General features: G+C 63.1%; 18 protein-coding genes. 17 read left to right on the top strand and 1 reads right to left on the bottom strand.

Features of this window, described 5'->3' with window-relative positions; translation table 11 throughout:
- The first annotated feature begins 5 nt into the window (after positions 1–5).
- The 12 genes from cobO (at position 6) to QEN43_RS05760 (ending at position 10,331) form a co-directional block, all read left to right on the top strand.
- Positions 6–611: a cob(I)yrinic acid a,c-diamide adenosyltransferase gene (gene cobO, locus QEN43_RS05705; protein WP_317963805.1), complete on the top strand. Its 606-nt coding sequence runs from the start codon at positions 6–8 to the stop codon at positions 609–611.
- Positions 611–1,276 (top strand): 5,6-dimethylbenzimidazole synthase, encoded by a 666-nt coding sequence (gene bluB / locus QEN43_RS05710; protein ID WP_317963806.1) that lies wholly within the window; start codon positions 611–613, stop codon positions 1,274–1,276. The genes cobO and bluB overlap by 1 nt, the downstream gene beginning before the upstream one ends.
- Positions 1,273–2,562 carry a cobyrinate a,c-diamide synthase gene (locus tag QEN43_RS05715; protein ID WP_317963807.1) on the top strand — a complete coding sequence of 430 codons (1,290 nt, stop codon included), beginning with the start codon at positions 1,273–1,275 and terminating at the stop codon, positions 2,560–2,562. Before bluB ends, QEN43_RS05715 begins: the two co-directional genes overlap by 4 nt.
- Positions 2,559–3,365, top strand: a complete 807-nt coding sequence (locus QEN43_RS05720; protein WP_317963808.1) for a cobalamin-binding protein — start codon at positions 2,559–2,561, stop codon at positions 3,363–3,365. Before QEN43_RS05715 ends, QEN43_RS05720 begins: the two co-directional genes overlap by 4 nt.
- Complete coding sequence (gene cbiB / locus QEN43_RS05725) at positions 3,362–4,279, top strand: adenosylcobinamide-phosphate synthase CbiB (RefSeq protein WP_317963809.1); 918 nt, start codon at positions 3,362–3,364, stop codon at positions 4,277–4,279. The genes QEN43_RS05720 and cbiB overlap by 4 nt, the downstream gene beginning before the upstream one ends.
- Positions 4,272–5,252: a threonine-phosphate decarboxylase CobD gene (cobD, locus tag QEN43_RS05730; RefSeq protein ID WP_317963810.1), complete on the top strand. Its 981-nt coding sequence runs from the start codon at positions 4,272–4,274 to the stop codon at positions 5,250–5,252. Before cbiB ends, cobD begins: the two co-directional genes overlap by 8 nt.
- Before the next feature lie 116 nt (positions 5,253–5,368).
- On the top strand, positions 5,369–5,932 hold the full coding sequence (locus tag QEN43_RS05735) for an adenosylcobinamide amidohydrolase (RefSeq protein WP_317963811.1): 564 nt from the start codon (positions 5,369–5,371) through the stop codon (positions 5,930–5,932).
- Positions 5,929–7,428, top strand: coding sequence for a cobyric acid synthase (locus tag QEN43_RS05740; protein ID WP_317963812.1), 1,500 nt, complete (start codon positions 5,929–5,931; stop codon positions 7,426–7,428). Before QEN43_RS05735 ends, QEN43_RS05740 begins: the two co-directional genes overlap by 4 nt.
- Positions 7,425–7,946: a bifunctional adenosylcobinamide kinase/adenosylcobinamide-phosphate guanylyltransferase gene (gene cobU, locus QEN43_RS05745; RefSeq protein WP_317963813.1), complete on the top strand. Its 522-nt coding sequence runs from the start codon at positions 7,425–7,427 to the stop codon at positions 7,944–7,946. Before QEN43_RS05740 ends, cobU begins: the two co-directional genes overlap by 4 nt.
- Positions 7,943–9,004: a nicotinate-nucleotide--dimethylbenzimidazole phosphoribosyltransferase gene (cobT, locus tag QEN43_RS05750; RefSeq protein ID WP_026609074.1), complete on the top strand. Its 1,062-nt coding sequence runs from the start codon at positions 7,943–7,945 to the stop codon at positions 9,002–9,004. The genes cobU and cobT overlap by 4 nt, the downstream gene beginning before the upstream one ends.
- On the top strand, positions 9,001–9,588 hold the full coding sequence (locus tag QEN43_RS05755) for a histidine phosphatase family protein (RefSeq protein WP_036267760.1): 588 nt from the start codon (positions 9,001–9,003) through the stop codon (positions 9,586–9,588). The genes cobT and QEN43_RS05755 overlap by 4 nt, the downstream gene beginning before the upstream one ends.
- The gene (locus QEN43_RS05760) at positions 9,585–10,331 is read left to right on the top strand and encodes an adenosylcobinamide-GDP ribazoletransferase (protein ID WP_317963814.1); all 747 of its coding nucleotides are present in this window, start codon (positions 9,585–9,587) and stop codon (positions 10,329–10,331) included. Before QEN43_RS05755 ends, QEN43_RS05760 begins: the two co-directional genes overlap by 4 nt.
- A 46-nt stretch (positions 10,332–10,377) precedes the next feature.
- Here QEN43_RS05760 and QEN43_RS05765 read toward each other — a convergent pair whose 3' ends face one another.
- The gene (locus QEN43_RS05765; RefSeq protein ID WP_317963815.1) at positions 10,378–11,403 is read right to left on the bottom strand and encodes an HlyD family secretion protein; all 1,026 of its coding nucleotides are present in this window, start codon (positions 11,401–11,403) and stop codon (positions 10,378–10,380) included.
- An 85-nt stretch (positions 11,404–11,488) separates the two neighbouring features.
- On the opposite strand from QEN43_RS05765, the gene QEN43_RS05770 reads away from it, so the two are divergent.
- From QEN43_RS05770 to QEN43_RS05790, 5 genes are read left to right on the top strand one after another with little or no spacing between them, the layout of a single operon-like run.
- Entirely contained in the window at positions 11,489–12,097 is a 609-nt protein-coding gene (locus QEN43_RS05770; protein ID WP_317963816.1) for a TetR/AcrR family transcriptional regulator, read from the top strand.
- Complete coding sequence (locus tag QEN43_RS05775; RefSeq protein WP_317963817.1) at positions 12,087–13,523, top strand: efflux transporter outer membrane subunit; 1,437 nt, start codon at positions 12,087–12,089, stop codon at positions 13,521–13,523. The genes QEN43_RS05770 and QEN43_RS05775 overlap by 11 nt, the downstream gene beginning before the upstream one ends.
- Positions 13,520–14,581 (top strand): HlyD family secretion protein, encoded by a 1,062-nt coding sequence (locus QEN43_RS05780; protein WP_317963818.1) that lies wholly within the window; start codon positions 13,520–13,522, stop codon positions 14,579–14,581. Before QEN43_RS05775 ends, QEN43_RS05780 begins: the two co-directional genes overlap by 4 nt.
- Positions 14,578–17,325, top strand: coding sequence for a ribosome-associated ATPase/putative transporter RbbA (rbbA, locus tag QEN43_RS05785; protein WP_317963819.1), 2,748 nt, complete (start codon positions 14,578–14,580; stop codon positions 17,323–17,325). Before QEN43_RS05780 ends, rbbA begins: the two co-directional genes overlap by 4 nt.
- A gap of 2 nt (positions 17,326–17,327) precedes the next feature.
- On the top strand, positions 17,328–18,452 hold the full coding sequence (locus QEN43_RS05790; RefSeq protein ID WP_317963820.1) for an ABC transporter permease: 1,125 nt from the start codon (positions 17,328–17,330) through the stop codon (positions 18,450–18,452).
- The last annotated feature ends 37 nt before the right edge of the window (positions 18,453–18,489 follow it).

Consider the following 18,489-nt stretch of genomic DNA (forward strand, 5'->3'; position numbering starts at 1 on the left):
GGCTCGTGTCGGATTTATCGCGAGCAGAACGTCACCGCCGGCGCATGGTGCGCAAGAAGGCGGTAGTGGACAGCGCCATTGCCCACGCCACGCAGGACAAGGGTCTGCTACTGGTCCTCACCGGCAACGGCAAGGGCAAGTCCTCTTCCGCCTTCGGCATGGTCGCTCGCGCGCTGGGGCACGGCATGAAAGTGGGCGTGTGTCAGTTCATCAAGGGCCGTTCGGATACCGGGGAAGAGGCTTTTTTCCGCCGGCATTCGGGCGTCGATTGGCGAGTGCTGGGCGAGGGCTTCACCTGGGAGACGCAGGACCTCGAACGGGACACCGCCGTCGCCCGCGAGGGCTGGGAAACGGCCCGTGCGATGCTGACCGATCCGGCTTATGGACTCGTGATCCTGGACGAACTCACCTATCCCCTGAAATTCGGTTATCTCGACGCCGGAACGGTGCTCGCGGACATTGCCGCGCGCCCGTCCATGCAGCACGTGGTGGTCACCGGACGCGGCGCGCCGCAAAGCCTGATCGATGCGGCCGATACCGTGACCGAGATGCGTGACGTGAAGCATGCTTACGCCGCCGGCGTGCGGGCGCAGCCGGGCATCGATCTCTAATGACCCAACACCGCTATCCTGACGGCGACCGTGCCGCGGTCTACCGGGTGATCCGGGAACGCCGCGACATGCGCCATTTTCGGCGCGGAGCGATCGATCCCGCGGTCTTGCGGCGCTTGCTCGACGCCGCGCATTGGGCTCCCTCTGTAGGTTATATGCAGCCCTGGCGTTTCATACGCATCACCGACCCGGCGCTTCGCCGCGCCATCCATGCGCAGGTCAGGGCGGAATGCGAAGCGACCGCCGAGGCCTGCGGTTCGCGAGCGGACGAAGTCCGGCGCTTGAAGCTCGAAGGCATTCTCGAATGCGGCGAGCTGCTCGTTGCGGCGCTGGCCGACGGCCGCGAAAACTATGTCCTGGGCCGGCGCACGCTGCCGGAGATGGACCTGTGTTCGGTCGCCTGCGCTATCCAGAACCTGTGGCTCGCGGCCCGTGCCGAAGGATTGGGCATGGGCTGGGTATCGCTGTTCGAGCCCGACGAGTTGTCCCGATTGCTGAATCTGCCGGAAGGCGCCCGCCCGGTCGCGGTTCTTTGCCTCGGACATGTCGACACGTTCTATCCCGAGCCTATGCTCGAAACCGTAGGCTGGGACACGCGCCGCGCAATGGATGAGACCGTGTTCGAGAACGTCTGGGGTCAGCCGCTCGATCTGCCGACCCCATGAACCACTGTCCGGCTCTGCTGATCGCCGCGCCCGCTTCGGGCCAGGGCAAGACCACCGTCACCGCCGGCCTCGCTCGCCTGCACGCGCGGCGAGGACGAAGGGTGCGGGTATTCAAGACCGGACCCGATTTTCTCGACCCTATGGTGTTGGAGAAGGCGAGCGGCGCCCCGGTTTATAACCTGGATCTCTGGATGGGCGGTGAGTCGCATTGCCGCCGCTTGCTGCACGCTGCCGCCGGCGAAGCCGATCTGATCCTAGTCGAAGGCGTGATGGGGCTCTACGACGGCGAGCCGTCCAGCGCCGATCTCGCGGTTCTGTATGGCATTCCTGTCCTAGCGGTTGTCGACGCTTCCGCCATGGCCCAGACCTTCGCTGCTGTCGCGCACGGCCTTGCCACGTTTCGTGACGAGCTGCGCTTCTTTGGCGTGCTGGCCAACCGGGTCGGCAGCGCTGGACATGCCGAGATGCTTCGTACCGCTTTGCCGGATCGGGGTATCTGGCGCGGGGCCTTGCCGCGCGAAGCGGATTTCGAGCTCCCGGAACGCCATCTGGGCCTCTACCCCGCGGAAGAGATCGCCGATCTCGACGCCCGAATCGAAGCCGTGGCGGACGCCTTGGAACGAACGCCCTTAGCCGAGTCGCCGCCACCGGTGGATTTTCCATCAATCGGACTGGAGGAAACCGCGACTTTGCCGCTGTCAGGCGTGACCATTGCCGTGGCACGCGATTCGGCTTTCTGCTTTCTCTATCGGGCCAACCTCGATACTCTGCGGGCCTTGGGTGCGGAGCTGGTGTTCTTTTCTCCTCTAGCGGACAAAGGGTTGCCTCAGGCAGATGCCGTGTGGCTGCCGGGTGGCTATCCGGAACTGCACCTTGACCAGCTAGCCGCCAATCACGCCTTGAAAGACGCGCTGCGCCGCCATCAGGCCGCCGGCAAGCCGATACTCGCCGAATGCGGAGGATTCTTGTATCTCCTGGAAACGCTCGCGGATACCCGAGGCCACCATGCGGAAATGGTTGGTCTGCTGCCCGGCCGCGCCGTCGTGCAGGCGCGGCTCGCCAATTTGGGGCTGCAGAGCGTGGAGCTGCCCGAAGGCAGGTTGCGAGGGCATACTTTCCACCATGCCCGAGCCGAGACGCACCTCGCACCGGTAACCCATACCTGCACGGAGAAGAGCAGCGGCCGGCCGGAGGCGGTTTACCGCGACAGGCGTTTGCTGGCTTCGTTCTTGCATCTTTATTTTTCGTCGAACCCCGCCGCCACGGCGGCTCTCTTTGCTCCATGAACCGAAGACTCTTGCCGGACCGTATCGTTTGTCTCACCGAAGAGACCACGGAAACGCTTTATTTACTGGGCGAGGAAGAGCGCATCGTCGGCATTTCCGGGTTCACCGTACGGCCACCGCGGGCGCGCAAGGAAAAACCGAAGGTCTCCGCGTTCACCAGCGCCAAAATCGACAAAATCCTGGACTTACGGCCCGATTTGGTGCTGGGTTTTTCGAATCTCCAGGCGGACATCGCGCGCGATCTGATCAAGGCAGGCATAGCGGTGTACGTGTTCAACCAGCGCTCGGTGGACGGTATTCTCGCGATGATCCGTACCTTGGGCGCTCTTGTCGGAGCGGAAGACAAGGCTCGAAGCCTGATCGACCGTCTCCGTGAACACATGGAGACGGTACGCCGTAGCGCCGAAGCGCTGCCTCGCCGTCCGCGCGTCTATTTCGAGGAATGGGACCAACCCCTGATCTCGGGAATTTTTTGGGTGTCCGAACTCATCGAACTGGCCGGCGGAGAAAACGTGTTCGCCGATGTTGCCGGTGAGCCGCTTGCCGGCAATCGCATCATTCACGATTCACACGAGGTCGTCCGGCGCGCGCCCGACATCATTATCGGTTCCTGGTGCGGAAAGAAATTCCGGCCCGAACAGCTCGCGGCCCGGCCGGGTTGGGAGACGATTCCAGCGGTACGTGACGGCGAGCTTCACGAAATCAAATCCTGCGACATCCTTCAGCCCGGTCCCGCGGCATTGACCGACGGGCTGGATCAGCTGGCCGCTATTATCCACCGCTGGTCGGAGCGCCGGGCATGAGCGCGATCCTAGCCATGACCGCCGTGGTGCTGGACAACCTTTTCGGTGAGCCCCGCCGTTTTCATCCACTGGTCGGGTTCGGTCGATTGGCTAACGCGCTGGAAACCCGCTGGAATTCCTCACAAACGCGGCAAGGCACGGGGGCGCGATTCCAGGGCGCCTTGGCGGTTTTGCTGTTGACGGTCCCGCCAACGGCGTTGGCCGCTTGCTTGGCGTCCATTCCAACACTCGGTCCCGCGTTCGCGGTTTTGGCGCTGTACGCCGCCTTGGGACTCAGGAGCCTAGGTGAACACGCACAAGCGGTGCAGGATGCGCTCGCGGCCGGCGATCTCGTAGAGGCGCGGCGTAGGGTAGGGTACATGGTGAGCCGCGATACTGGTGACATGAATGCGGGGGATGTCGCGCGCGCAGCCGTCGAGTCGGTGCTGGAGAACGGTAACGACGCCGTGTTTGGCACGCTGTTCTGGTTCATGGTGGCGGGCGCCCCCGGCGCGGTCCTGTACCGGCTGGCAAATACCTTGGACGCGATGTGGGGTTATAAGAGCGAACGATTTTTTCATTTCGGCTGGGCGGCAGCCCGGCTGGACGACGTGCTGAATTACGTTCCCGCGCGACTCACCGCGCTCACTTACGTGGTCCTGGGCAATGCCAGGACCGCTTGGTCGTGCTGGTGCAGCCAGGCGGGAGGCTGGGAAAGCCCGAACGCCGGGCCGGTCATGGCCGCAGGTGCCGGTGCCTTGCGGCTTTCGCTCGGCGGCCCGGCGCGCTACCGAGGCGAGTGGCACGCGCGTCCGGCCTTGGGATTGGGGCCACGGCCTGGTGACGAAGATATTGCGCGCGCGGTAGCCCTGGTGCGGCGGGGGGGCTGGCTATGGCTGGCGTTATGGTTTGCGGGAGGGGTGCTCGATGCTTGAACACGGTGGCCGTTTGCGGATCGCGGCGAAACGCTACGAAATTCCTCTGACCGACTGGTTGGATCTATCAACCGGCATCAATCCTGGCGGATGGCCCGTGCCCGCCCTACCAGCGGAAGTCTGGGCGCGCCTTCCGGAAGACGGAGACGGTCTCGAAAACGCCGCTGCCTCGTATTACGGTTGCGACAGGCTTCTGCCGGTTGCGGGCTCTCAGGCGGCGATACAAGCGTTGCCGACGCTGCTGCCTGCGCGACAGGTAGGCATCATCCGGCCGGGTTACGCCGAGCATGCCCACGCCTGGCGGCGTGCCGGCCACAAAGTGATCGGGGTCGCGCCTGAAGTTCTGGCTCGCGGTCCCGGTCCCGTGCCATGGGACGTTCTAGTGGCGATCAACCCCAATAATCCCACCGGACATCGTTTCGCTCCAGAGGTGTTGCTCGCATGGCATGAACGCTTGGCCGAGCGCGGCGGCTGGCTGGTGGTGGACGAAGCCTACATGGACCCCACGCCGGAATTCAGTCTCGCCCCCTACTGTCCGCGTCCCGGGCTGATCGTGCTGCGTTCGCTCGGGAAATTTTTCGGACTGGCCGGCGCGCGGGTCGGCTTCCTTCTGGCGGAACCGGATCTGCTCGAACGCTTGGCGGCACTGCTCGGGCCTTGGACCGTACCTGGACCATCGCGTTGGGTGGCGCGGGAAGCGCTGAGCGATCTCCGCTGGCAAGAAGCTGCCCGGGAGTCACTGCCCGAGGCGAGCCGCCGCTTGGCGGAACTGCTGGCGGACGCTGGCCTCCAGCCGGCCGGCGGCTGCGCCTTGTTTCAGTGGTGTTCCGGCGCGAAGGCGGCGCAAAGACACGAAGCACTGGCTCGACAAGGCATTCTAACCCGGCGTTTCGCCGATCCTCCCGGCCTGCGTTTGGGGCTGCCGGGGAGCGACGCGGCCTGGGAGCGATTGGCAACCGCCTTGCGAGCGTGATGGGCGAAATGCACGGGGAAACAAGCCGACGGGGAGCTTTCGTCGACAGGGCCGTACCTCCCACGCTGGGGCGACATGGTTACGATGGTCGCTCTTGGCCGTGTTTGATTTGGCGCATGGACGGCGGACGCTTGGCGATTTCCTCGGCGGTGTCCGGAGGGGGGCTCGGGATCGTGGAGTGGATACTGAATGCGCAGGTGCCGTCGGATTACCGCCGTACCGATCCCGCCGCCCATGTCGCCGAGATCGCCGCTGCCTGTGGGCTAGCCCGAACCGGTGCGGGACTCCTCACCGCCTGCGATGTGCGCGGCTATCGGCGAGCGAGCGATGGCGGGGTCGTCGCCGATGCTACGGTGGGCATCGGCCAGCCGATCTGGGCCGCAGACGATGCGCCATCGCGTGACTACCGGCCGGGCACCATCAATCTAGTGGTTCAAATACCGGTTCGCTTGAGCGAAGCGGCCTTGGTCAATGCGGTCGCCACGGCGACGGAAGCGAAGACCCAGGCACTGTGGCGGGCCGGCGTGTCCGGGACCGGAACGGCCACCGACGCGGTCTGCGTGCTCTGTCCACAGGACGGCCGAGCCGAACCTTTCGCAGGACCACGCTCGGTGTGGGGTGCCAGGCTGGCGCGCGCGGTATACGCGGCCGTGTCGGAGGGGCTCGGAGCGGGCGAATGACCGCACGCACGCTGATGGTGCAAGGCACGACATCCGACGCCGGCAAGAGCACGCTGGTGACGGCACTATGCCGTTTATTGGCGAGGAGAGGCGTAAAAGTGGCGCCGTTCAAGCCTCAGAACATGGCGTTGAACAGTGCGGTGACCGAAGACGGCGGGGAGATCGGCCGGGCTCAGGCGGTACAAGCCCGCGCGGCGGGACTGCCACCCCACACCGATATGAACCCGGTACTGCTGAAACCGAATACCGACACGGGCGCCCAAGTCATCGTCCAAGGCAAGGCCATCGGTAATCTGAACGCCCGTGAGTACCATGACTACAAGCGCATCGTGCGCCGCGCCGTGCTGGAGTCCTATGAGCGCCTCGCCGCCCGTTTCGATGCCATCGTCGTAGAAGGCGCGGGGTCGCCGGCGGAAATCAATTTGCGCGAAGGCGACATCGCTAACATGGGCTTCGCCGAAGCGGTGGACTGCCCGGTCGTCCTGATCGCCGACATCGACCGAGGCGGTGTGTTCGCCCATTTGGTCGGCACCCTCGCCCTGTTGTCCGAAAGCGAGCGGGCGCGGGTGATAGGCTTCGTCATCAACCGTTTCCGCGGCGACATCGCCCTGCTGCAGTCAGGGTTAGATTGGCTGGAAAGGGAAACCGGTAAGCCGGTTTTGGGCGTGTTGCCTTATCTTCACGGCTTGCACCTGGAGGCGGAGGACGCCTTGCCCTCATCCGGAGGGAGAGGGTTTACTTCCGGTGAAATAAGGAACGAGAACGAAAAGTTGCGGGTCGTGGTGCCGGTCACGCCGCGTATCAGCAATCACACCGATTTCGATCCCTTGCGTCTCCATCCGCAGGTCGAGTTCCACTTCGTGTATCCCGGCGAGACGCCGCCTCCCGCGGACCTCGTCATTCTCCCCGGTTCCAAAAGCGTGCGTGCCGATCTTGCTTTTTTGCGGGCGAACGGCTGGGAAGCTTATCTTCTGCGTCATCTCCGCTATGGCGGTAAACTGATCGGCATTTGCGGAGGTTTTCAGATGTTGGGACGAGAGATTCACGATTCTGCTGGTCTAGAAGGCAAAGCAGGCACGTCTTCGGGTTTCGGTTGGCTGGACATGGTCACGGTGTTGGAACCTGAAAAACAGCTCCGTAATGTTCGTGGGCGGCTGGTATTGGACGACGCGCCGGTCACGGGTTACGAAATTCACTCGGGTTTGACGGAAGGACCTGCGCTGGTCCGTCCTTTTGTTCGGCTCGAGGACCGCAACGACGGTGCGTGCTCGGCAGACGGGCAAATCATGGGGACCTATCTGCACGGACTCTTCGAGTCGAGCGCGGCGACCGATGCCATTCTTCGCTGGGCTGGGCTGACCGAACCGGAAACGCCGGATTACGTGGCGACCCGTGAAGCCGAAATCGACCGTCTGGCGGATGCCGTGGCCGCCCATCTGGACATGCCGGCCATCGAACGCTTGTTAGGGATCGCCCCTCGAGAAGCCTGCGCATGAAAGAACTGATTTTAGGCGGAGTCCGCTCGGGCAAGAGCCGATTGGCGGAACGAAGAGCCTTGGATAGTGATCTCGCCGTGACCTATATCGCGACGGCGCGAGTCAGGGATGAGGGTATGCGCAGGCGGGTGGAAGAACATCGGCGGCGGCGACCGTCCGATTGGGACCTGGTGGAGGAGCCGCTGGAACTCGCTGCAGCTTTGCGCGCTCGCGCGGATGAAAAGCGCTGCCTGATTGTCGATTGTCTCACCCTCTGGCTGACCCAGCTCTTGTGCGAGACCGACTCGACAAGGCTCGCGCGTGAGCGGGAGGCATTGATCGAAGCGCTGCCCCACCTTCCCGGCCACATCATTCTGATCGGCAACGAAACCAACATGGGCGTGCTGCCAGCAGGGGAACTCAGCCGCCGCTATTGCGACGAAGCCGGGCTTTTGCATCAAGCCTTGGCCGAGGTCTGCGACCGGGTGATTCTGACCGTGGCCGGGCTTCCGTGGGTGTTGAAAGGGGAAAAACTGTGAACTCTGATCTTGCGTGGCTGAAGGAGCCGGTAGCGCGTCCGGATGAAAACGCGGCGCGCCTTGCGGCGGAACGGCAGGCGATGCTGATCAAACCGCCGGGCGCGCTGGGACGGCTGGAAGCGCTGGCGATCCGGCTCGCCGCCTGGCAAAGAACGCCGAAACCTACCGCCGACCGGGTGCGAATCGTTGTGTTCGCCGGCGATCATGGCGTGACAGAGGAGGGCGTATCCGCTTTTCCCCAGTCGGTCACGGCGGCCATGGTGAACCAGTTCGCCCGAGGCGGTGCAGCGATCAGCGTGCTCGCTCGGACGCTGGGTGCGGAGCTGGAAGTGATCAACTTAGGTACGGTCGAGGAGACCGGTTCCGTACCCGGCGTGCTCGATCTCAGACTCGGACTCGGCACGGCCAATTTCCTGCGCGGGCCGGCCATGACCGAACGCCAATTGGCAGAGGCTCTCCGCGCGGGGCGTGACGCCGCAGCGCGGGCCAGTTCAGCCGGGATCCGAATCTTTATCGGCGGCGAGATGGGGATAGGCAATACCACGGCCGCCGCGGCGCTAGGCGCGGCTCTGTTGGGCGAGACGCCGGAAGCCCTGGCGGGACCCGGAGCCGGTTTGGACACGGAAGGCGTCCGGCGCAAGGCCGAGATCATTCGCCGGGCGCTAGATCGGCATGGCTCGTACTTGGCCGATCCACTCGAAGTCTTGCGTCGGCTCGGCGGTTTCGAAATCGCCGCTCTCGCCGGGGCTTTCGTCACCTGTGCGCAACGAGGTCTGCCGGTCCTTGTGGACGGGTTCATCTGCACGGCGGCGGCTCTAGCGGCGGAACGGCTATGTCCGCGAGTCTCCGGCTGGTTCCTTTACGCCCACGCCTCGGCGGAACCGGGGCATGCACGCATGCTGGCGGCGCTCGACGGGAAGCCTTTGCTCGATTTGGGCATGCGCCTTGGCGAAGGCAGCGGAGCCGCTGTTGCGCTGCCTTTGCTGAGATTGGTCTGTACCCTGCACGCCGGCATGGCGACTTTCGAAGAGGCGGGGATTGCAGGCAAGTCATCATGAGCGAAAAGCGTGTCCGTATCGATCTGCTGCGTCATGGCGAAACCGTAGGCGGTACCCGGTTTCGCGGCAGCCTGGACGATCCGCTTACGGAAGAGGGGTTCCGGCAGATGGAGCACGCCGTGGCTGAACGCGGGCCTTGGGATACGATCGTCACCTCGCCTTTGTCGCGCTGCGCCGTATTTGCCGAAAGCCTGGCCCAGCGACTGAGCATCCCCCTGCAAGTCGACGAACGGCTAAAGGAAATCCATTTCGGTGACTGGGAGGGGCTCACCTATGCCGAGGTGATGGCCACGGCGCCGCTCGCGCTGACCCGTTTCATGGACGATCCCCTGCGGTATCCGCCGCCTGGTGGAGAGTCATTGGAAGCGTTTCGCGGGCGTATCCTAGCTGCGCTGCAGGACCACTTGGAGTCGATCAATCTGGGGCGTCGGCTGTTGTTCGTCACTCACGGCGGCGTGATCCGAGTGTTGCTCTGCCGTGCCCGGAACTGGCCGTTTTCTCGATTGTTCGAGTTCGACGTGCCGCATGCTTCGTTCTTTCGCCTCTGCGGGAACGGACAGCATTGCGAGGAGCTGCCTCCGTGAGCGGGCTCAGGCCCTTTTTGATTGCTCTACAGTTCCTGACCCGACTGCCGGTTCGTCTGGAATCGCCGCCGGATGGGGCGGCGTTGGGCCGGTCGCTGCTGTTTTATCCCCTTGTCGGCTTGGGGTTGGGGCTGACGCTTGCGATGCTGGCCGAGCTTTTGGCCGAGACCGGGGGCTGGCTGCCGGCGGCCATCGTGCTGACAGTCTGGGTGGTTTTGACCGGAGCCCTGCATCTGGACGGACTCGCGGATAGCGCCGACGCCTGGGTAGGGGGATTGGGTGACCAGGAGCGCACCCTCGCCATCATGAAAGATCCACGCAGCGGCCCAGTCGCCGTCGTCGTGGTAGTGCTGGTGCTGCTTCTCAAAATCGCCGCGCTGGAACAGGTGATTGCCCGGCAGGACTGGACCGCGCTCGTACTCGCGCCGGTGCTGGGCCGTGCCGCGCCGCTGCTGCTGTTCCTAACCATGCCCTATGTACGTCCCGGCGGTCTCGGCTCCGAGCTGGCCCGGCATTTGCCGTGCCGAGGTGGTATAGCCGTTCTGTCCGCAACCTTTGCCGGCACTCTGGCCGCTGCGGGTATACGTGGCTTTTGGCCTCTCCTCGCGACCGCTGCTCTGTTTTTCTGGCTACGGTTGTCCATGATCCGGCGTATCGGCGGAACCACGGGGGACACCGCGGGCGCAACGATCGAGCTTATCGAGTGCGCGGTTCTGGTCGGGTTTGCCTTGGCCGGCGCTTAGGGGCTCTAATTCGAGCGTACCTCAGCGGTGAAGACGCTCAATTCGGTCACCGTACTTTGACCCTGACGATGGTGGAGAGTCCGGGCCTTAACAGGCTCACGTCGGTACCGGGTCGGAATCGGATTTTTACCGGCACGCGCCGTACGATCTTGGTGAAATTGCCGGTGGCGTTCTCCGGCGGCAGCAGGCTGAACTCGGAACCGGAAGCCGGCGCGAAACTGTCCACGATCCCTTCGAACCGGAGATCGGGGTAGGCGTCGACCCGAATGTCCGCGGGTTGTCCGGGCCGCATCCGTCCGATCTGGGTTTCCTTGAAATTGGCTTCGACGAAGAGCCCATCAAGCGGAACCAGATAGGCGAGCACGCTGCCGGGCTTCACGAGTTGTCCGACCTGCACGCTGCGATTGCCGATGATTCCGGCGAAAGGCGCTGTGATGCGGGTGTTGGAAAGATCGATGCGGGCCAAGTCCAGAGCGGCCCGGGCCGCTTGCAATCTGGCCCGGCTTTCGTCGATCTGGGCTTCCAGGGCGGTCAGGCGAGTTTCCGCTTCCTGTCGCGACGAGCGATACTTTTCCCGTTGAGCTACGGCTTGCTTGTAGGCGGCCGCGGCGACATCGCGGGTTTGGGCCGAGACCGCGCCGTCCGCCGCCAAGTGATCGAAGCGCTTCAGGTCCTTCGCCGTCCGTTCCAGGTCGGCCTGGGCGACCGCGATATTGGCGTCTTCCTGATGGATTTTCGCCTCTTGGGCACGTTTTTCGGTTTCCAGGGTCTGGATACGTGCGGTTTCCATCCTGACTTGCGCTTCCGCCTGCGCGACCCTGGCGCGGAAATCGTGGTCGTCGATGACGACGAGAAGATCACCCGGCATGACCTTTTGGTTGTCCTCGAACAGGACTTCCTTGACGTAGCCCGTCTCTTTGGAACTGATCAAGCTAATGTGCGCTTTCAGGTAGGTATTGTCGGTCGTCTCGAAAGGGCGGATCGCCTTGTACCAGTACGCGATACCGGCTCCCGCGACGATTGTCAGCGCGAGAAGGACCAGGAGGGTTCTCGGAGAAACAGAGAGATGCATGATCTGTGGTTTTCTTACTAAACGGTTTAGTTTAGTCTAATCACCAACCCCACTGGAAAGCAACGAACACCATACGGACGGTCCCATGACTAAAGTCCCCACATCCAAACGGCAGGCCATACTTGATGCGGCGAAGCGCGTCTTTCTTGCGAACGGCTACACAGGAGCCAGCATGGACGCGATCGCCGAAGCCGCTCCGGTGTCCAAGCCGACGCTTTACAGCCATTTCCACAGCAAGCCGGAGTTGTTCGCCGCCGTGATCGCGGAGCAATGCGAGGTCTTGCTGGTTACGCTTTCGCGTGTGCAGACCGAGCAACCGAACCCGGTTGCGGGCCTGAAGGCCATCGCCCGCGCCTTCGTCGACCTCATCTACGCAAAAGAGTCCTTGGACCTATATCGTCTGATCATCGCCGAGCAGCAGAACTTTCCAGACTTGGGCGAGCTGGTCTACCGCTCGGGGCCGGAGCCAGTGCTAAACCGGCTGTCGGCCTATCTCGGCGAACTGGATCGTTGCGGCGCTTTGCGAACATCCGATGTCGATACGTCGAGCCGCTTGCTCTTAGGCATGCTGCAGGGCGCTCAACACTTCCGTTGTCTTCTGGGCTTGCAGCCGGGTTTGAGCGAGGCGGAAAAGGACCACCTGGTCGACGCCGCGGTTTCGCTGTTTCTCAAAGGACACGCCTATGTGGGCTAAGGTCGGTTGCCTGGCCGTGGTGATCGGCTTGGTCGGGTGCACCGTGGGACCGGATTACCGGAAGCCCGTGCCGGTGACTCCGGCTCGGTGGCAGGCCGGAAAAGATCAGGACGCTGATCTCACGCCTATCGATCCGGAAGGACTGAAGACCTGGTGGAAAAGTTTCGGTGATTCCGTGCTGGACCGCTTGATGGACCAGGCTTTGACAGGCAACCTGGATCTCAAGCTGGCGCTGGCCCGCATCGATCAGGCACGCGCCCAGCGCCGGGGCACCCGCGCCGAGTTGTTCCCGAGCGTCGACGCAATGGCGGGCGCGCAGCGCACTGAGAATCCGTTTCCGGGACTCGCACCCGGCATCCGCTACAATCTGTTCGAACTCGGATTCGACGCGCTATGGGAAATCGATCTGTTCGGACGTCAACGGCGGCGATTGGAAGCGGCGACCGCCGATCTGGAAGCGGCGAAGGAGGAATACGCTCAATCGCTGGTGACGCTGACCTCGGACCTCGCGCGCGCCTACATCGAATATCGCAGTCTTCAGAACCAGTTGCGTATCACGCGCTGGAACCTGGAGACGCAAAGACACACGCTGAAACTGACCGAGCGGCTGTTCGAGGAAGGGGTCGGCACCCGCCACGATCTGGTGCGGGCGCGCGCTCAAACCGAGACCACGGCGGCCCAGATTCCCGCGCTGGAGGCGGAACTGACGGCCGTTTTGCGTCAATTGGAAGTTCTGACGGGCAAGCGCCCCGGCGCTCTGAAATACGAGCTTGAGACACCTCGCGCTGTGCCCATGGCGCCTGGGCAGGCGATCCTGGCCTCGCCGGCGGCAGTCATTCGCCATCGCCCGGATCTTCGCGCCGCCGAACGCCGGCTCGCCTCTGCCACCGCCATGCAGGGTGCCGCGATCGCCGAGCTGTTCCCGAGGATATCCTTGTCCGCTTTTTTAGGCTTGCGCAATACCGATGTCGAGAATCTGTTCAAATCGGCTGCTTTTTCCTACAGCGCGGGCGCCAGTCTGTTGCAGCCGCTGGTGAATTTTGGCCGTATCCGCGCCGGTATCGATCTGGCCGATGCCCAGCAGAGGGAAGCCTACGTGGCTTTCGAAAGGGCCGTGCTGGAAGCGCTTCGGGAAATGGAAACCGCGTTGACCCGCTACTTCAAAGAAGAGGCACGGAGGCAGACCCTGGCCCGTGCGGTGGAGGATCAGCGGGAATCCGTTCGGCTCTCCCAGCTACGCTATCAGGAAGGCGTCATTTCCTTTCTGGACGTCTTGGAAGCCCAGCGCGCGCTGTATCTCGCCGATATGGAGCTGGCCCGATCCGAGGCGAAAGCGTCCACGGAGCTGATTGCCGTGTACAAGGCCTTAGGTGGCGGCGCGAACGCGCAGCTGGCGCAGCTCGAGACGGCAAAGGGGAAACTATGAGCGGACGGGGCAAATGGGGTTTGAGTTTGATCGGCGTCGCCATTGTCGCCGTCGCGTTATGGTGGAGTTTGCGTCCTTCCGGGCTGCCCAAGGGCATCGCGGCCGGCAATGGGCGCATTGAAGCCACCGAAATCGATATCGCCACCAAGATGCCGGGTCGCGTCGTCGAAATCCTGAAGCGCGAGGGTGATTTCGTGGAAGCCGGCGAAGTGCTCGCGCGGATGGACACCGAGGTGTTGCGTGCACAATTGGCGGAAGCTCAGGCTCAGGTTCGCCAGGCCGAGAACGCCTACCGGACGGCGCAATCGGTCGTGGTTCAGCGCAGCAACGAATTGTCCGCCGCCGAAGCCGTCGTCGCTCAACGCCGTGCCGAACTCGACGCTGCCGAGAAGCGTCTGCGGCGCTCGCTGGCACTGGTAGGGGAGGGCGCTGCTTCACGCCAGCAGCTTGACGACGAACGCGCCCAAATGCTGAGCGCCAGGGCGGCGGTCAGCGCGGCACAGGCGCAGGTCGCGGCAGCACGGGCCGCGATCGAGGCGGCCAAATCGCAGGTGGTGGAGGCGCAATCGGTGATCGCCGCGGCCGAGGCGACGGTTGCTCGCTTGCAAGCCGATATCGACGATGCAGAACTCCGGGCACCGCGAGCCGGCAGGGTACAGTACCGGGTGGCGGAACCCGGCGAAGTCCTTAGCGCCGGCGGGCGCGTGCTCAACATGGTGGATCTTTCCGATGTCTATATGACGTTCTTCCTGCCGACCGAGGCGGCCGGCCGGGTCGCCATCGGGAGCGAAGTCCGTCTGGTACTCGACGCGGTGCCGAACTATGTGATCCCGGCCAGAGCCACTTTTGTCTCCAGCGTCGCCCAATTCACCCCGAAAACGGTGGAAACCGAGAGCGAGCGTCTGAAACTGATGTTTCGGGTGCGCGCGCATATCGATCAGGACCTTTTGAAGCGGCATCTGGAACAGGTTAAGACCGGTTTGCCCGGCATGGCTTACGTCAAGATCGACCCCAATGCCGAATGGCCCTCGGAACTCGAGATCAGAGTACCGCCATGAGCACTGCTGCCCTTGGGGAGCCCGTCGCCCGAATCGAGCATGTCACCCTGCGCTACGGCGACAGAATCGCCCTCGATGATTTGAGTCTGGAGATTCCGGGCAACCGGATGGTCGGTCTGATCGGCCCGGACGGCGTTGGGAAATCCAGCCTGATCTCGCTAATAACCGGGGCGCGAGCGATACGGCAGGGCCGGATCCAAGTGCTAGGCGGCGATATTGCGGACAAGCGGCATCGGCGCGCGCTGTATCCGCGCATCGCCTATATGCCGCAAGGATTGGGCAAGAATCTTTACCCAACCTTGTCGGTATTCGAGAACGTCGATTTCTTCGGCCGGCTGTTCGGGCAGGGGGAAGCGGAACGTCGGGAGCGTATAGCCGAATTGTTGGAAAGCACCGGTCTCGCACCGTTCCGAGATCGCCCCGCGGGAAAGCTTTCGGGCGGCATGAAACAGAAACTCGGGCTTTGTTGCGCGCTGATTCACGACCCCGACCTTTTGGTGCTGGACGAGCCGACCACCGGGGTCGATCCCTTGTCGAGGGCGCAGTTCTGGGAACTGATCGACCGGTTACGCGCACGCCACACAGGCATGAGCATCCTGGTTTCGACCGCTTACATGGAAGAGGCGGAGCGTTTCGACTGGCTGGTGGCCATGGATGCGGGCCGGGTTCTCGCAACCGGCAATGCGGCCGAGCTCCGCGCCCGCACCGGTGCGGACACGCTAGAGGCGGCGTTCATACGGCTGATGCCGGAGGAAAAGCGCAAGCGCCATCGGCCCGTGGTGATTCCGCCGCGCGAAACCGGCGGCGCAAGAGAAATCGCGATCGAGGCTCAGGGGCTGACCATGCGCTTCGGCGATTTCGTCGCGGTCGATCAGGTCGACCTCAGCATCGAGCGTGGTGAGATTTTCGGGTTTCTGGGCTCGAACGGCTGCGGTAAGACGACCACGATGAAAATGCTCACCGGACTTCTGCCGCCCAGCGAAGGCGAGGCGCGACTGTTCGGCCGGGTGGTCGACGCCCGCAATCTGGAAACCCGCAAGCGCGTCGGCTACATGTCCCAGGCCTTTTCCCTGTATTCCGAGCTGACCGTGCGGCAGAACCTGGAATTGCACGCCAAGCTGTTCCACTTGCCTGATGCCGAAATTCCCGCTCGCGTCGCCGAAGTGGCCGAGCGTTTCCTGCTGACGACGGTCATGGACGCCCTACCGGACGCACTGCCGCTGGGGCTACGCCAGCGTTTGTCCTTGGCGGTGGCGGTCATCCATAAGCCGGACCTCCTGATCCTGGACGAGCCGACCTCGGGCGTCGATCCGATCGCGCGTGACATGTTTTGGCAGCTGATGATCGATCTCGCACGCCGTGACCGCGTCACCATTTTCATCTCAACCCACTTTATGAACGAGGCCGAGCGCTGCGACCGCGTATCGCTGATGCACGCGGGCAAAGTGCTGGCCAGCGACGCACCTGCCGTGCTCGTCGAACGCAGCGGGCGCGCCACGCTGGAGGAGGCGTTCATCGATTATCTGAAACGAGCGAGCGGGGATGACGACCCGCCGGCCGCGCCGCTGCCGCCTCCCGCACCCCGGAACGCCGCTCCGGCACACACGGCTGCCGCCCGTTTCAGCCCGTTGCGCTTATTCAGCTATAGCTGGCGCGAAATGCTGGAATTGCGCCGCGATCCGCTGCGCGGGGCGATTTCGCTGTTCGGCACCGTGCTCCTGATGTTCATCATGGGCTACGGTATCAGCATGGACGTGGAGGACCTGAACTTTGCCGTGCTGGATCGCGATCAGACGACGCTCAGTAGCAATTACATACTCAACCTCGCCGGCTCGCGTTATTTCATCGAGCGGCCGCCGATCGCCGATTATGACGAACTCGACCGGCGCATGCGCAGCGGCGAACTGAGCCTGGCCCTGGAAATTCCGCCCAATTTCGCCCGCGACGTGGCGCGCGGCGATACCGTCAGAATCGGTACCTGGATCGACGGTGCCATGCCCTCACGTGCCGAAAACGTGCACGGCTATGTACAGGCCATGCACCAGGGCTGGCTGATGGAGCAGGCACGCCTCCGCGATACGGGTCGACTGCCGCCCGGTTTGATCTCGATCGAAGCGCGCTATCGCTATAACCCGGACGTCAAGAGTCTGCCGGCCATGGTTCCGGCAGTGATTCCGATCTTGCTGATGCTGATCCCGGCCATGCTTACCGCCCTCAGCGTGGTGCGCGAAAAAGAACTCGGCTCCATACTCAATTTGTACGTCACGCCGGTGACCAAGTTGGAGTTTTTGGTCGGCAAGCAACTGCCGTACATCGCCATGGCCATGGTCAACTTTCTTTTACTGTGCGTCTTGGCCGTTTACGTTTTCGATGTACCGCTCAAAGGCGACTTTCTGCTCCTTACCGTGGGCGCGCTGTTCTACGTGACGGCGGCCACCGGGCTCGGTCTTCTGATCTCGGCTTTTACCCGCACTCAGATCGCTGCCATTTTCGCCACCACCATCGCTACGATCATTCCGGCCTCGCAATTTTCCGGCATGCTCGATCCCGTGTCGTCGCTGACAGGCGGGGCTCGCCTGATCGGTGAGGTCTATCCCACCACCTATTTCCTAATCATCAGCCGCGGCACGTTTTCCAAGGCCTTGGGTTTTGCCGATCTTGGTTTCTCTCTGCTGCCGCTCGCCTTGGCCATTCCGGTGATCCTGATCTTGAGCATCGCACTGCTGAAAAAACAGGAACGTTAGCCATGCGCACTCTGCTCAACATCTTTCATCTCGGAATCAAGGAGCTGCGGGGGCTCGGACGAGACACCCTGATGCTGGTGCTGATCGTGTATTCCTTCTCGTTCCAGGTGTATGTCGCCGCGACGGGACTTCCCGAGGCGATGCACAAGGCGCCCATCGCGATCGTCGACGAAGACCATTCGCAATTGTCGACCCGTATCATCAACGCCTTTTACCCGCCTCATTTTCTGCCGCCCGCGATCATCGACTACCAGGCCATGGATCCGGGCATGGACGCGGGCCTCTACACCTTCGTCCTCGACATTCCACCCAATTTCCAGCGCGACGTGCTGGCGGGGCGCCAGCCGGCGATCCAGCTCAACATCGACGCCACGCGGATGTCACAGGCCTTCATCGGCAATAGTTATATCCAGAACATCATCAACGGCGAGGTTGCCGATTTCGTCGAAGGCCAGCGTACTGTCGCCACGCTGCCGGTCGAACTCGAAGTGCGCATGCGTTTCAATCCAAATCTGACCTCCACCTGGTTCGGCTCGGTGATGCAGGTCATCAACAGCGTCACCATGCTGTCCATCATCCTGACCGGCGCGGCCCTGATCCGAGAGCGCGAACACGGTACCCTCGAACATCTCCTGGTGATGCCGCTGACGCCTTTCGAAATCATGATGAGCAAGGTGTGGTCCATGGGGCTGGTCGTGGTCGTGGTGGCGACGGCTTCGGTCATTTTCGTGGTGCAGAGGGCGCTGGGCGTGCCGATCGAGGGTTCGATCGTGTTGTTCGTCTTGGGGACCGCGCTGCACTTGTTCGCTACGACCTCCATGGGCATTTTTCTCGGTACGGTGGCACGCTCAATGCCGCAGATGGGCTTGTTGATGATCATCGTCCTGCTGCCCTTGCAGATGCTCTCGGGCAGCACCACCCCTCGGGAAAGCATGCCGCAACTGGTGCAGACCATCATGCTGGCGGCGCCGACCACTCATTTCGTCGCGCTCGCCCAAGCCATTCTCTATCGCGGGGCAGGTTTCGGCATCGTCTGGCCGCAATTCCTTGCCTTGCTCGGGATCGGGGGTGTTTTCTTCGCCCTGGCTCTAGCTCGGTTCCGCCGAGCGATCGGCTCGATGGCGTGAGCGGTTCCTCACGCATGCGGAGGTATCCTCGGCGCAG

The organism is Methylocaldum szegediense (assembly GCF_949769195.1).
Classification (GTDB): Bacteria; Pseudomonadota; Gammaproteobacteria; order Methylococcales; family Methylococcaceae; genus Methylocaldum; species Methylocaldum szegediense.

Excerpts from the sequence above, each read along its gene's own strand:
- QEN43_RS05790 (WP_317963820.1), top strand. The coding sequence starts at position 17,328 with ATGCGCACTCTGCTCAACATCTTTCATCTCGGAATCAAGGAGCTGCGG.
- QEN43_RS05735 (WP_317963811.1), top strand. The coding sequence starts at position 5,369 with ATGGACGGCGGACGCTTGGCGATTTCCTCGGCGGTGTCCGGAGGGGGG.
- cbiB (WP_317963809.1), top strand. The coding sequence starts at position 3,362 with ATGAGCGCGATCCTAGCCATGACCGCCGTGGTGCTGGACAACCTTTTC.
- cobD (WP_317963810.1), top strand. The coding sequence starts at position 4,272 with ATGCTTGAACACGGTGGCCGTTTGCGGATCGCGGCGAAACGCTACGAA.
- rbbA (WP_317963819.1), top strand. The coding sequence starts at position 14,578 with ATGAGCACTGCTGCCCTTGGGGAGCCCGTCGCCCGAATCGAGCATGTC.
- QEN43_RS05720 (WP_317963808.1), top strand. The coding sequence starts at position 2,559 with ATGAACCGAAGACTCTTGCCGGACCGTATCGTTTGTCTCACCGAAGAG.
- bluB (WP_317963806.1), top strand. The coding sequence starts at position 611 with ATGACCCAACACCGCTATCCTGACGGCGACCGTGCCGCGGTCTACCGG.
- cobU (WP_317963813.1), top strand. The coding sequence starts at position 7,425 with ATGAAAGAACTGATTTTAGGCGGAGTCCGCTCGGGCAAGAGCCGATTG.
- QEN43_RS05715 (WP_317963807.1), top strand. The coding sequence starts at position 1,273 with ATGAACCACTGTCCGGCTCTGCTGATCGCCGCGCCCGCTTCGGGCCAG.
- QEN43_RS05770 (WP_317963816.1), top strand. The coding sequence starts at position 11,489 with ATGACTAAAGTCCCCACATCCAAACGGCAGGCCATACTTGATGCGGCG.
- QEN43_RS05740 (WP_317963812.1), top strand. The coding sequence starts at position 5,929 with ATGACCGCACGCACGCTGATGGTGCAAGGCACGACATCCGACGCCGGC.
- QEN43_RS05775 (WP_317963817.1), top strand. The coding sequence starts at position 12,087 with ATGTGGGCTAAGGTCGGTTGCCTGGCCGTGGTGATCGGCTTGGTCGGG.
- QEN43_RS05755 (WP_036267760.1), top strand. The coding sequence starts at position 9,001 with ATGAGCGAAAAGCGTGTCCGTATCGATCTGCTGCGTCATGGCGAAACC.
- QEN43_RS05780 (WP_317963818.1), top strand. The coding sequence starts at position 13,520 with ATGAGCGGACGGGGCAAATGGGGTTTGAGTTTGATCGGCGTCGCCATT.
- QEN43_RS05765 (WP_317963815.1), bottom strand. The coding sequence starts at position 11,403 with ATGCATCTCTCTGTTTCTCCGAGAACCCTCCTGGTCCTTCTCGCGCTG.